Source organism: Pantoea wallisii (genome assembly GCF_002095485.1).
Lineage (GTDB): Bacteria > Pseudomonadota > Gammaproteobacteria > Enterobacterales > Enterobacteriaceae > Pantoea > Pantoea wallisii.
This window is the reverse complement of sequence record NZ_MLFS01000006.1, coordinates 1-13698: the sequence shown is the minus strand read 5'-3', so window position 1 is coordinate 13698 and position 13698 is coordinate 1. Positions and strand designations below refer to the sequence as shown.

Annotated in this window: 11 protein-coding genes, 1 pseudogene and 1 riboswitch; of the genes and pseudogenes, 10 read left to right on the top strand and 2 right to left on the bottom strand. The window is 54.8% G+C overall.

The window, feature by feature from the left end; all coding sequences use genetic code 11:
• The first annotated feature begins 25 nt into the window (after positions 1–25).
• From argC to oxyR, 6 genes and pseudogenes are all read left to right on the top strand, one after another.
• Positions 26–1030 carry an N-acetyl-gamma-glutamyl-phosphate reductase gene (gene argC, locus HA48_RS03370; RefSeq protein WP_128599780.1) on the top strand — a complete coding sequence of 335 codons (1005 nt, stop codon included), beginning with the start codon at positions 26–28 and terminating at the stop codon, positions 1028–1030.
• A 17-nt stretch (positions 1031–1047) separates the two neighbouring features.
• Complete coding sequence (gene argB / locus HA48_RS03365; protein ID WP_128599779.1) at positions 1048–1824, top strand: acetylglutamate kinase; 777 nt, start codon at positions 1048–1050, stop codon at positions 1822–1824.
• 14 nt (positions 1825–1838) lie between these two features.
• Positions 1839–3055: pseudogene (locus HA48_RS03360) on the top strand (argininosuccinate synthase).
• Between the two features lie 70 nt (positions 3056–3125).
• Complete coding sequence (gene argH, locus HA48_RS03355) at positions 3126–4499, top strand: argininosuccinate lyase (RefSeq protein ID WP_128599778.1); 1374 nt, start codon at positions 3126–3128, stop codon at positions 4497–4499.
• Positions 4500–4615: 116 nt separating this feature from the next.
• The gene (locus HA48_RS03350; RefSeq protein ID WP_128599777.1) at positions 4616–5488 is read left to right on the top strand and encodes an Ig-like domain-containing protein; all 873 of its coding nucleotides are present in this window, start codon (positions 4616–4618) and stop codon (positions 5486–5488) included.
• 293 nt (positions 5489–5781) lie between these two features.
• Entirely contained in the window at positions 5782–6699 is a 918-nt protein-coding gene (gene oxyR / locus HA48_RS03345) for a DNA-binding transcriptional regulator OxyR (protein WP_128599776.1), read from the top strand.
• Here oxyR and sthA read toward each other — a convergent pair.
• A complete protein-coding gene (gene sthA, locus HA48_RS03340) occupies positions 6682–8082 on the bottom strand; it encodes a Si-specific NAD(P)(+) transhydrogenase (RefSeq protein ID WP_128599775.1) in 1401 nt (466 codons plus the stop codon). The genes oxyR and sthA overlap by 18 nt on opposite strands.
• A gap of 193 nt (positions 8083–8275) precedes the next feature.
• On the opposite strand from sthA, the gene fabR reads away from it, so the two are divergent.
• Complete coding sequence (fabR, locus tag HA48_RS03335) at positions 8276–8920, top strand: HTH-type transcriptional repressor FabR (RefSeq protein WP_128599774.1); 645 nt, start codon at positions 8276–8278, stop codon at positions 8918–8920.
• Between the two features lie 18 nt (positions 8921–8938).
• Positions 8939–9295, top strand: a complete 357-nt coding sequence (locus HA48_RS03330; RefSeq protein ID WP_128599773.1) for a YijD family membrane protein — start codon at positions 8939–8941, stop codon at positions 9293–9295.
• A gap of 36 nt (positions 9296–9331) precedes the next feature.
• On the opposite strand, the gene trmA is transcribed toward HA48_RS03330, so the two are convergent.
• On the bottom strand, positions 9332–10435 hold the full coding sequence (trmA, locus tag HA48_RS03325) for a tRNA (uridine(54)-C5)-methyltransferase TrmA (RefSeq protein WP_128599772.1): 1104 nt from the start codon (positions 10433–10435) through the stop codon (positions 9332–9334).
• Positions 10436–10546: 111 nt separating this feature from the next.
• Positions 10547–10727: riboswitch (cobalamin riboswitch) on the top strand.
• A gap of 68 nt (positions 10728–10795) precedes the next feature.
• On the opposite strand from trmA, the gene btuB reads away from it, so the two are divergent.
• Positions 10796–12670, top strand: a complete 1875-nt coding sequence (gene btuB / locus HA48_RS03320; protein WP_128599771.1) for a TonB-dependent vitamin B12 receptor BtuB — start codon at positions 10796–10798, stop codon at positions 12668–12670.
• Positions 12615–13466 carry a glutamate racemase gene (gene murI / locus HA48_RS03315; RefSeq protein WP_128599770.1) on the top strand — a complete coding sequence of 284 codons (852 nt, stop codon included), beginning with the start codon at positions 12615–12617 and terminating at the stop codon, positions 13464–13466. The genes btuB and murI overlap by 56 nt, the downstream gene beginning before the upstream one ends.
• The last annotated feature ends 232 nt before the right edge of the window (positions 13467–13698 follow it).

The following is a 13698-nucleotide window of genomic DNA, read 5'->3' as shown; positions in this document are numbered from 1 at the left end:
TGACTGTAATAAGGTATACAGCCTGATGTTGAATACGCTGATCGTTGGTGCCAGTGGTTATGCTGGCGTAGAGCTTGCCACTTACCTGAATCGCCATCCGCATATGAACATAACCGCTTTGGCGGTTTCAGCGCAAAGCCCGGATGCCGGAAAATTACTTTCTGATCTGCATCCACAGCTGAAAGGCATGGTTGATCTGCCGCTGCAGCCGCTGAGCGATGCGGCAGAGTGGGCAGATAAAGTCGATGTGGTCTTTCTCGCCACGGCACACGAAGTCAGCCACGATTTAGCGCCGCAATTCCTTGAAGCCGGATGTGTAGTGTTTGATCTCTCCGGCGCGTTCCGCGTGAACGATGACGGCTTCTACACTCACTATTACGGTTTCAGCCATCAGCATCAGGCGTGGCTGGATAAAGCCGTTTACGGTCTTGCCGAGTGGAACCACGATAAGATTAAAGAGGCGCAGCTGGTGGCGGTGCCGGGTTGCTATCCGACGGCCGCTCAGCTGGCGCTCAAGCCTTTGATTGAAGGCGATCTGCTTAACGATGCACAGTGGCCGGTGATTAACGCTACCAGCGGCGTAAGCGGCGCCGGACGTAAAGCCAGCGTTACCACCAGCTTCTGTGAAGTGAGCCTGCAGCCTTACGGCATCTTTAACCACCGTCACCATCCGGAGATCGTCGCTCACCTGGGAACGCCGGTGATTTTCACCCCGCACCTCGGTAATTTCCCGCGCGGTATTCTGGAAACTATCACCTGCCGCCTGAAAGCGGGCGTTACCCGGCAGGACGTTGCGGCCGCGTTCCATCGTGCTTATGACGACAAGCCGCTGGTGCGTCTGTATGACACAGGCGTACCTGCGCTGAAAGCGGTGGTCGGCCTGCCGTTCTGCGACATCGGTTTTGCCGTGCAGGACGAACATCTGATTGTGGTCGCTGCCGAAGATAACCTGCTGAAGGGCGCATCGTCGCAGGCGGTTCAGTGCCTGAATATTCGTTTCGGTTTCCCCGAAACGCTGTCTCTGATTTAACGGACGGATAAGTAACCATGAGCAATCCTTTGATCATTAAGCTGGGTGGCGTACTGCTGGACAGTGAAGAAGCGCTGGCCCGTCTGTTCGATGCCCTGCTGGCGTATCGCAATGCCCATCAGCGTCCGCTGATCATCGTGCACGGCGGTGGCTGCCTGGTGGATGAGCTAATGAAAAAGCTCGCGCTGCCGGTACAAAAGAAGAACGGCTTACGCGTGACGCCTGCCGATCAGATTGACATTATTACCGGTGCCTTAGCAGGAACCGCCAATAAAACGTTGCTGGCGTGGGCGAAAAAATATGGCATCGGCGCAGTGGGTTTATGCCTGGGTGATGCCGGCCTGGTGAATGTTGAGCAGTTCGATGCTGAACTGGGCCACGTGGGCAATGCCACGCCGGGCAATCCGCAGCTGCTGAATACGCTGCTGGACGCAGGCTATATGCCGGTGGTCAGCTCAATCGGTATCACCGACAGCGGTGAACTGATGAATGTGAATGCCGATCAGGCCGCTACCGCGCTGGCGGCAACCATCGGTGCCGATCTGGTGCTGCTGTCTGACGTGAGCGGCATTCTGGACGGTAAAGGCCAGCGCATCGCGGAGATGACGGCGGCGAAAGCGGAACAGCTCATCGCGCAGGGCATCATTACCGATGGCATGATTGTAAAAGTGAATGCGGCGCTTGATGCGGCGCGTACGCTGGGCCGCCCGGTCGATATCGCCAGCTGGCGTCATGCTGAACAACTGCCAACCCTTTTCAACGGCGTGTCGATTGGCACCCGGATTCTCGCATAATCAAGGATTACGACATGAGCACGCAAAACATCAAAAAAATCGTTCTGGCCTACTCCGGCGGTCTGGATACTTCGGCCATCATTCCATGGCTGAAAGAGAACTACGGCGGCTGTGAAGTGGTGGCGTTTGTCGCCAATATCGGTCAGGACCCGGCCGATCTGGAAGGCGTGGAGAAGAAAGCGCTGCAGTCCGGTGCGTCTGAATGTCACGTAGTGGATCTGCGCGAAGAGTTCATCAGCGAATATGTTTACCCGGTGCTGCAGACCGGCGCGCTGTACGAAGGCACCTATCTGCTGGGTACCTCAATGGCACGTCCTATCATCGCCAAAGCGCAGGTTGAGCTGGCGCTGAAAGTGGGTGCTGATGCGTTGTGTCACGGCGCGACCGGTAAAGGTAACGATCAGGTGCGTTTCGAAACCACCTATACCGCGCTGGCGCCACAGCTGAAAGTGGTCGCGCCATGGCGTGAATGGGATCTGCGTTCGCGTGAAGCGCTGCTGGACTACCTGAAAGCGCGCGACATCCCGACCACGGCATCGCTGGAAAAAATCTACAGCCGTGATGAGAACGCCTGGCACATCTCCACCGAGGTGGCGTGCTGGAGAGCCCATGGAATGCGCCAAACAAAGATTGCTGGGTGTGGACCGTTGATCCGCAGGAAGCGCCGGATCAGCCAGAGAATGTCACCGTGACCGTGGAAAAAGGCCGCGTCGTGGCGGTAAACGGCGAGCAGCTAAGCCCGTTCCAGTGTCTGGAAAAACTCAACGTGCTGGGTGCAAAGCATGGTGTTGGCCGTATCGATATCGTGGAAAACCGTCTGGTTGGCATCAAATCACGCGGCTGTTACGAGACCCCGGGCGGCACCATCATGGTGAACGCGCTGCGTGCGGTTGAGCAGCTGGTACTGGATCGCGATAGCTTCAAATGGCGCGAGCAGCTGGGCCAGGAGATGTCTTACGTGGTGTATGACGGCCGCTGGTTCGCGCCGCTGCGTCAATCCATCCAGGCGGCGGCAGCGTCACTGGCTGAGCTGGTGAACGGTGAAGTAGTGCTGCAGCTGTACAAAGGGCATGCCACGGCGATTCAGAAGAGATCGGCCAACAGCCTCTACTCTGAAGAGTTCGCGACCTTTGGCGAGGATGAAGTTTACGATCACCGTCACGCTGGCGGCTTTATCCGTCTCTTCTCGCTCTCTTCACGTATCCGTGCGCTGAACGAGCAGAAGAAATAATACCGCAGCACTACATTTTGCAAGGGCGGCTGCGGGCCGCCCTTTGTTTAACAGATTCAGGAGTAAGCAGATGGCACTTTGGGGCGGACGTTTTTCGCAGGCAGCAGACCAACGGTTCAAACAGTTCAACGATTCACTGCGTTTTGACTATCGCCTGGCGGAGCAGGACATCATTGGCTCTGTCGCCTGGTCAAAAGCGCTGGTCACGGTCAATGTCCTGAGCAGCGAAGAGCAGCAGCAGCTGGAAACGGCACTGAACGCGCTGCTGGCGGATGTACGTGCTAACCCACAGCAGATTCTGCAAAGCGATGCGGAAGATATTCACAGCTGGGTAGAGAGCAAATTGATCGAGAAAGTGGGCGCGCTGGGCAAGAAACTGCACACCGGCCGCAGCCGTAACGATCAGGTCGCGACTGACCTCAAACTGTGGTGCAAAGAGCAGGTTGCGCTGCTGCTGGAGGCAACGCGTGAACTGCAATCGGCGCTGGTGGCAACGGCCGAAGCAAATCAGGATGCCGTTATGCCGGGCTATACCCACCTGCAACGTGCGCAGCCGGTGACGTTTGCGCACTGGTGCCTGGCTTACGTGGAGATGCTGGCGCGTGATGAGAGCCGCCTGCAGGATACGCTGAAGCGCCTTGATGTCAGTCCGTTGGGCTGCGGCGCGCTGGCCGGCACGGCCTATGAAATTGATCGTCAGCAGCTGGCGGGCTGGTTAGGTTTTGCTTCGGCCACGCGTAATAGTCTGGATACCGTTTCCGATCGCGATCACGTGTTGGAGCTGCTGTCGGATGCCTCAATCGGCATGGTTCACCTGTCGCGCTTTGCGGAAGATATGATCTTCTTCAATACCGGTGAAGCGGGCTTTATTGAGCTCTCTGACAAAGTGACCTCGGGTTCCTCTCTGATGCCGCAAAAGAAAAATCCGGATGCGCTGGAGTTGATCCGTGGCAAATGCGGCCGCGTACAGGGCGCGCTGACCGGCATGATGATGACCCTGAAAGGGTTACCGCTGGCCTATAACAAAGATATGCAGGAAGACAAAGAGGGACTGTTCGACGCGCTGGATACCTGGCTCGACTGCCTGCACATGTCGGCACTGGTACTGGATGGCCTGCAGGTGAAGCGTCCGCGCTGCCAGGAGGCGGCAGAGCAGGGCTATGCCAACTCAACCGAGCTGGCCGATTATCTGGTCGCTAAAGGCGTACCGTTCCGCGAAGCGCACCATATTGTTGGTGAAGTGGTGGTGGAGGCTATCCGCCAGGGTAGCGCGCTGGAGGCGCTGAGTCTTACCCAGTTTAAGCAGTTCAGTTCGGTGATTGAAGAGGATGTTTATCCAATCCTGTCGCTGCAATCCTGCCTGGATAAACGTAATGCGCGTGGCGGAGTTGCACCACAGCAGGTGGCGCTGGCCATTGATGAAGCGAAGCAGCGTTTAAAGTGATGCGCCTGCCGGATAGAACAGCTGCCCGTTAACTATTCTGCTAAAACAGACATTTCTTGCTTAGCCTGACGTAAAGAGTTCTTACAGTGTGCTTCCATCGATAAATGGAGAACATCATGAACACTTCACGTCACGGCTATCCTTTCTTTCCGCTGGATCCCGCCGTTGAGAACCAGGTTCCGGTCATCTTTGACTCCGCCCTGGTAAAAGACAGTGGCTTTATTCTTGATAATGAGATCACCCGTGATAACCGGCCCACGTTAAATGGCTATGCGGGGCGCGGCGTAACGCTGGAGTTTTATCAGGATGGCGTTTTAGTTGGCACAGTAGAGACAGATAAACAAACCGGCTACTTTGAGTTCCCCGTGCCGGACGCGCTTTCCGGCGGGAAACATCAGTTCATTGCGCAGGTTGCCGGCGTCAATGTGCCGGGCGAGCCCTTTGATATGATTGTGCAGGACGCGGACTTTGTACCGGTTACGCTGACGGATATCCGCAGCGGCCGGGAGTTTATCTGGCCGGAAGAGGCGACAGAAGAGACTCGCCCGACGTTCACCGGCAAAGGTAAACCGGGCTCCATTGTTGAGATCTTCGATAATGGCGAGCGCATTGGCACCGCTGTGGTGGGCATCAATAAGAAGTGGAGTTTTACACCTGATAGCGATTTAGCACCGGGTGAGCACGATATTGTGGTGAAGTCCGGCGCAGGTAACGAAAGTTTCCCTACGCACCTGACCATTAGCGGAGAGACGTCCGACGATCACGCTGCTACGGATACGCTGATGAACCTGAACCTGCACGATCTACTCTCGAATATGCCGATGAACCTGTTCCAGGACGCGGAGATCAATCCGGTCACGCAGCAGTATGAGCTGGTGATCGGCAACGACGACCTGCAGCAGAGCCTGACGCAGTCTGGTATCGCCGACTACGCCCGGGTGCTCACTGAGCAGGACCTGCAGATGCTATTAAATGATGGTCACGTATAAAACCTAAAAAAAGCGGGCTATGTTTGCATAGCCCGCCAACCTCTGGCTTCAGAATTACATATTGTTATAGGCACATCATCAAAGGGCTGGCACTCCCGGCCAACACCCTGATTGGGTTGCAGGTGTCTTAACATCCTTCCTGTCTCAGCCGGCGCTCTGGTCGTGTGCGCATCTCTTATTCTGGCTGGACTTGATTTGCTGGAGCGTATTATTCCTGCTCGCCGCTTGATAGGGCTAATCGTTCATTGCTATTCTATCTATCGCCACGGGCTATCGTGGTTTGGAGGATTTCAATGAACATTCGTGATCTGGAGTATCTGGTTTCGCTTGCGGAACATCGCCACTTTCGTCGGGCCGCTGATGCCTGCCATGTTAGTCAGCCAACCTTAAGTGGACAGATTCGTAAGCTGGAAGATGAACTGGGTGTGATGCTGCTGGAGCGTACCAGCCGTAAAGTGTTGTTTACTCAGGCTGGACTGTTGCTGGTGGATCAGGCGCGAACCGTGCTGCGTGAAGTAAAAGTACTGAAGGAGATGGCGAGCCAGCAGGGCGAAGCGATGTCCGGACCGCTGCACATTGGTCTGATTCCGACCACCGGCCCGTACCTGTTGCCGCACATCATCCCGATGCTGCATCAGACGTTCCCTAAGCTTGAGATGTACCTGCACGAAGCGCAGACGCAGCAGCTACTGGCCCAGCTCGACAGCGGCAAGCTGGACTGCGCTATTCTGGCGCTGGTTAAAGAGAGTGAAGCTTTTATCGAAGTCCCGCTGTTTGACGAGCCGATGAAGCTGGCGATCTATCAGGATCACCCATGGCACGATCGCGATCGCGTACCGATGTCCGATCTGGCCGGCGAAAAGCTGCTTATGCTGGAAGATGGGCACTGCCTGCGCGATCAGGCAATGGGTTTCTGCTTTGAAGCGGGTGCGGATGAAGATACGCATTTCCGTGCGACCAGCCTGGAAACGCTGCGCAACATGGTGGCGGCGGGCAGCGGTATCACACTCCTGCCTTCACTGGCGGTGCCGAATGAGCGCGTGCGGGATGGCGTATGTTATCTGCCGTGCTATAAACCTGTGCCGCAACGCACCATCGCACTGGTTTATCGCCCGGGATCGCCTCTGCGCAGCCGCTATGAGCAGCTGGCAGAAGCAATTAAAACCCACATGCAGGCTTATCTGGACGCGTCGTTAAAACAGGCGGTTTAAGCCGTTTAACGCCGCAACGCGGTAAGCTTCCGCCATCGTAGGGTAGTTAAAGGTGGTATTCACGAAGTACTCAATCGTGTTGCCACCGTTCTTCTGCTCCATAATGGCCTGGCCGATATGGATAATCTCCGCCGCACGCTCGCCAAAGCAGTGAATGCCCAGAATCTCTTTGGTTTCGCGATGGAACAGAATCTTCAGGCTACCGACGTGCATACCGACAATCTGTGCACGCGCCAGGTGTTTAAACTGGGCACGGCCCACTTCATACGGCACTTTCATCGCTGTCAGCTGCTGCTCAGTCTTCCCTACCGAGCTGATCTCCGGAATGGTGTAAATTCCGGTCGGGATATCTTCAATCAGATGCGCCGTAGCTTCGCCTTTGATAATCGCCTGCGCAGCAATGCGCCCCTGATCGTAAGCCGCTGAAGCCAGGCTTGGGTAGCCAATCACGTCACCTACCGCATAGATGTGCGGCTGTGCGGTCTGGTACATGCTGTTTACTTTCAACAGGCCACGGCCATCGGCTTCCAGGCCAACGTTCTCCAGCGCCAGAGAATCTGTGTTACCGGTACGGCCGTTAGCGTACAGCAGGCAGTCCGCTTTCACTTTCTTGCCGGATTTCAGGTGCATAATCACGCCGTCATCCACGCCTTCAATCTTCTCAAACTCTTCGTTGTGACGAATCACCACGCCGCTGTTCCAGAAGTGGTAGGAGAGCGAATCGGACATCTCCTGATCAAGGAACGCCAGCAGACGATCGCGGGTGTTGATCAGGTCAACCTTGACGTTGAGACCACGGAAAATCGATGCATATTCACAGCCGATCACGCCGGCACCGTAAATAATGACGTGGCCCGGTTCGTGATGCAGATTGAGGATGGAGTCGGAGTCGTAAATGCGCGGATGCGTAAAGTCGACGTCTGCCGGGTGATAAGGGCGTGAACCACAGGCAATCACAAATTTTTCAGCGGTCAGGCGTTCGCGCGTACCGTCTGGCTGTTCCACTTCAATGGTGTTGGCATCAACAAAGTGGGCATCACCCTGATAAAGCTCACAGCGGTTACGCTCATAAAAGCCCTGCCGCATTGCGGTTTGCTGGCTGATGACGTTCTCGGTGTGATTCAGAATGTCGGCGAATGAGGAGCGCAGGAGTCGGGTGTGATCGCTATAAAGCGGGTTTTGGTTGAACTCGATGATACGGCTGACAGCGTGACGCAGGGCTTTGGAAGGGATGGTTCCCCAATGAGTACAACCGCCGCCGATGTTATGGTAGCGTTCGATCACTGCAATGCGCGCTCCCTGCTTTACCAGCCCCATCGCCGCACCTTCGCCGCCCGGACCGGAGCCAATCACAATGGCATCGTAATCGTAAGACTTTTGCATACCAGTACGTCCTATGTTTCTATACATTTTTACAACGAGATTCTAACATCTCGCCGCGCACATCTGAATTCTAACAGCGTAAATTGCTCAAGTTTGACAATCAGTGAGGTTAACAGGCGGTCACAAAGTTTGCCCCACTGTACGCTGAAAAGTTTGTTATAGTGCTTGCCTGATCACTCACAAGGCCGGGAAAATGGGCGTTCGAGCGCAACAAAAGGAACGTACAAGACGTTCGCTGATTGAAGCTGCCTTCAGTCAGTTAAGTGCAGAAAGGAGTTTTGCCAGCCTGAGTTTGCGTGAAGTGGCTCGTGAAGCCGGTATCGCGCCAACCTCGTTTTATCGTCACTTTCGCGATGTGGACGAGCTCGGTTTAACCATGGTCGATGAAAGCGGTCTGATGCTGCGTCAGCTGATGCGCCAGGCACGCCAGCGCATCGCCAAAGGCGGCAGCATTATTAAAACGTCTGTTGCCACGTTTATGGAGTTCATCGGGAACAATCCCAACGCTTTTCGTCTCTTACTGCGTGAGCGCTCCGGAACTTCTGCGGCGTTTCGCGCCGCCGTTGCGCGTGAAATCCAGCACTTTATTGCCGAACTGGCGGACTACCTTGAGCTGGAAAACCGCATGCCGCGCAGTTTTACTGAAGCGCAGGCGGAAGCCATGGTGACGATTGTGTTCAGCGCCGGTGCCGAAGCGCTGGATGTGGATAGTGAACAGCGGCGCAAACTGGAAGAGCGTCTGGTGCTGCAGCTGCGAATGATCGCCAAAGGCGCTTATTACTGGTATCGCCGGGAGCAAGAGCGACTGGCGGTCACCCTGGAAACCCCCGAAGAGTAATGTGATAAGGATAATGAAATGATTGAGCAAAACCCTCGCGATAAAGGAACGTTGTTGCTGGCTTTTATCACTGGTTTAGCGATCAACGGCTCCTTTTCGGTGCTGTTTAGCACGTTTGTTCCCTTTTCGATCTTCCCGCTGATTGCGCTCGGCCTTGCGGCCTGGTGTTTGCACCAGCGCTATCTCAACCGCAATATGCCTGAAGGCATGCCTTCGCTGGCGGCGGCGTTTTTCCTGCTGGGGATTCTGGTGTACAGCGCGCTGGTGCGTGCCGAGTATCCGGATATCGGTTCTAACTTCATCCCCACCATCCTGATGGTGGCGCTGGTGTTCTGGATCGCGACGCGCTTTCGTCGCGCGAAGCATAAAAACTGAATATAAAAACGGGAACCGAAGGGTTCCCGTTTTGCTTTAGGCTTTGCGCGTTAACAGCACGCCGCACTCCATATGATGGGTATACGGGAACTGATCAAATAGCGCCAGCCGCGCCACATCATGCGTTGCGCTTAGCGTGCTGAGATTATCGCACAGGGTTTGCGGATTGCAGGAGATATACAGGATGCGTGGATAGGCCTGCACCATCTTCACCGTCTCTTCATCCAGCCCGCTGCGTGGCGGATCGACAAAAATGGTTTCACACTGATAGCTCTTCAGATCGATACCTTCCAGGCGATTAAATGCGCGTACACCATTCATTGCCTGAGTGAACTCTTCTGCGGCCATACGGATAATCTGGACGTTATCGATCTGGTTGGCAGCAATGTTGTATTGCGCTGACGCAACGGACGGCTTCGCGATCTCGGTAGCCAGCACGCGGCGGAAGTTACGCGCCAGCGCCAGCGAAAAGTTGCCGTTGCCGCAGTAAAGTTCCAGCAGATCGCCACGTGAACCTTTTGTTACGTCCAGCGCCCACTCCAGCATCTGTATATTCATCGCCGCATTAGGCTGAGTAAAACTGTTCTCCACCTGGCGATAGATCATCTCTTTGCCCGCAACCGGCAGGCGCTCATCTACATAATCCCGATCGAGGCAGATTTTGGTTTTTGTGGCGCGGCCAATCAGCTGCACATCGAATCCTTCGGCGCGCAGCTCATCACGCAGAGCCTCTGCGGCGGCGGTCCACTCCTCTTCCAGCTTGCGGTGATAGAGCAGTGAAATGACGATCTGATTACTCATGGTTGAGAGGTAATCGATCTGAAACAGTTTGAAGCGCAGCGCGTGGTTGTCACGGATCGCGTTGATCAGCTTCGGCATCAGCGTGTTGATCAACTCACTGGCGGCCGGGAATTGATCAACGCGAATGCGCTGTTTAGTCTGCTGATCAAAGATGATGTGATAAAGATCGTCGCCGTCGTGCCAGATGCGGAACTCGGCGCGCATGCGATAGTGGCTGACTGGCGAGCGGAACACCTCCACGTCTGGCGCAGCGAAAGGCACCATCATCGCCTGTAAGCGGCTGACTTTTTCCGCCAGTTGCGCGTCGTACTGTTCAATCGGGAGCTGTTCGGGTGTCATCTTTAATCCTGATAATAAGCCTGCTTGCCGGCGATTGTAGGCATTCACCTGCTGATGTCCAGCCCCGTACATGACACGAAGGCTGGAAGTCTGGATTTCCGGCCTTCCTGGCCGTAGACTGCGGCAGCCGGCCTCCTTGAGTTAAAAGGGAATCCAGTGTGAATCTGGAGCTGACGCGCAGCGGTAAAGAATGTCGTGGTGAGCGCAATTGCAAACACTGTCCTGCGGGATGGGAAGTTTTCACCATTTATGATTCTCAGCCCGAAGACCTGCCGGTGTGACGTCGCAATCACTGAGATCATCGCGTGCTATCGATCCCAGGCCTGCGGCATCCTGCTTCGTCTTTTGGATGCTCTTACAATGAAAATAATAACTACTCCGCTGTTTGCCTTTAGCGCAACGGCGCTGTCGCTCTGGGCGTCATCTGGCTACGCTCAGCAAAGTGATGATACGCAAATCGTGACCGCTAATCGTTTCGCCCAGCCGGTCTCTTCGGTGCTGGCACCCACCACTGTGGTTACGCGTGATGAAATCGAACGCTGGCAGGCGAAAAGCCTGACAGATGTGATGCGTCGTCTGCCCGGTGTGGACATCGCGCAGAATGGGGGAATGGGCCAGGCGAGCTCCATGTTTATCCGTGGCACTAACTCCAGCCATGTACTGGTGCTGATTGATGGTATTCGCCTTAATCAGGCCGGTATTTCCGGTTCATCCGATTTGAGCCAGATTCCGCTCTCACTGGTTCAGCGTATCGAATATATCCGCGGTGCACGTTCTGCGGTGTATGGGTCGGATGCAATTGGCGGCGTGGTGAACATTATTACTGGTCGCAATAAGCCGGGTACTACCTTAACGGCGGGTATCGGTTCAAAAGGCTATCAGAGCTATGATGGCTCTACGCAACAAATGCTGGGTGATGCCACAACGCTGACGATGGCCGGTAATTATACCTATACCAAAGGCTATGATGTGGTGGCGAACTTGCCGGATGTATACGGCGATCCTGCCCAAAGAGACCGCGATGGCTTTATGAGTAAAACGCTGTATGGATCGCTGGAGCATCAGTTCAGTGATGACTTCAGCGGTTTTGTACGCGGTTATGGTTTTGATAACCGAACGGCGTACGATGGCTATCCTACTTATTCTGAGCCCAACACCTTTGTAGATACCCGTCAGCTATATAGCCAAACCTGGGATACCGGTCTGCGCTTTCAGCAGGGGATCTACTCTTCCCAGTTAATCGCCAGCTATAGCCATACAAAAGACTACAACTACAGTCCACGACTCGGTAAATACGATGCAACTGCCTCACTCAACGATGTGCAGCAATATAACCTACAGTGGGGCAATACCGTACAGGTAGGGCGCGGCGCAGTCAGTGGCGGCGTGGATTGGCAGAAGCAGACCTCTGAGCCCGGTACGAACTCCACGCTTGAAGGGCAGGAGCAACGGAATACCGGCATCTACGCGACCGCCCGGCAACAATTTGGCGATGTCACACTGGAAGGCGCTGTGCGTGGTGATGACAACAACGCCTTTGGCTGGCACAACACCTGGCAGAGCAGCGCCTCATGGGCGTTTATTGATGGTTACAGCGTGTTTGCCTCATACGGCACGGCATTTAAAGCCCCAAATCTGGGGCAGCTTTATAGCCAGACGTACGGCAATCCGGATTTGAAACCAGAAAAAAGTAAACAGTGGGAGAGTGGCTTCGAGGGGTTAACCGGTCCTGTTCAGTGGCGCATATCGGGATATCGCAATGATATCGACAATCTTGTCGATAGCGATCCCACCACCTACGTTTATTACAATATTAATAAAGCGCGTATTAAAGGTGCTGAAGCTACCGCTTCCTTTGATACCGGCCCGCTAAGTCACCAGCTCTCTTACGACTACGTAGATGCGCGCGATGGCACTACCCATCAGCCCCTGGCACGTCGTGCTAAACAGCAGGTTAAGTACCAGCTGGACTGGACGCTGTATAACGTCGACTGGTCGGTAACTTATCACTATCTGGGCGATCGTTATGATACGGATTACAACCACTCCTTTACTCCGCAGCGCGTGAAACTGGGCGGCGTGAGTTTATGGGATTTAGCAGTTTCGTATCCGGTCACATCACAACTTACCGTTCGTGGTAGAATTGCCAACCTGTTCGATAAAGACTACGAGACAGTGTATGGCTATCAAACTCCAGGAACGGAGTACTACCTCAGCGCCAGCTACAGCTTCTGATCTGCGTCCCACCGTGCTGGTGTTTGACTCTGGCGTCGGTGGACTCTCCGTCTATGATGAGATTCGGCAGTTACTGCCGGATCTTCACTATCTTTACGCCTTCGACAATGAAGGTTTCCCGTATGGCGAAAAAAGCGAAGCGTACATTGTCGAGCGCGTTGTCGCGATGGTGGCCGCCATCACGCAACGCTTGCCGCTTGCGTTAGTGGTGATTGCCTGTAACTCCGCCAGCACCGTTTCTTTACCTGCATTACGCGAGCGTTTTGAATTTCCCGTTGTGGGCGTGGTTCCGGCCATCAAGCCCGCCGCACGGTTAACGCGTAACGGCGTAGTAGGTCTGCTGGCGACGCGTGGCACGGTGAAGCGTCCTTATACGCATGAGCTGGTGGCGCAGTTCGCGCGGGAGTGCAAAATTGAGATGCTTGGTTCAGCTGAGTTGGTTGAACTGGCAGAAGCTAAGCTGCACGGTGCAGACGTTGAACTGGAAGATGTGCGCCGCGCAGTACAGCCATGGCTGCGTATGAAAGAGCCGCCCGATACCGTGGTACTGGGCTGTACACACTTCCCTTTATTGCGCGATGAGCTGCAGCAGGTGTTGCCGGAAGGCACCCGGCTGGTGGATTCGGGCGCGGCGATTGCACGTCGTACCGTCTGGCTATTAGAGCATGAAGCACCCCATGCCGTTTCTTCCGGGCAGAACGTAGCGTTCTGTACTGCAATGAATGAAGAAGCGGTGCAATTATCGCCGGTTCTGCAGCGCTATGGCTTCCCGTTGCTGGAAAAACTGGCAATTTAGGTGTGTTTCGACGAAAAATTCAGCACTCAGAATTTAATTTGCATTTAGCGCTTGTCAGCCCAAAAGAAATCCCTATACTGCGCCTCCACTGACACGGAACAACGGCTTACGAAGCGATGTGTTCAGGAGGTGGCCGATAAGGCAACCTTCAGAAAAGCAAAAATAAATGCTTGACTGAAAATGCGGAAAGCGTAATATACGCATCCCGCGCCGCTAGAGAAATCGCGGCACT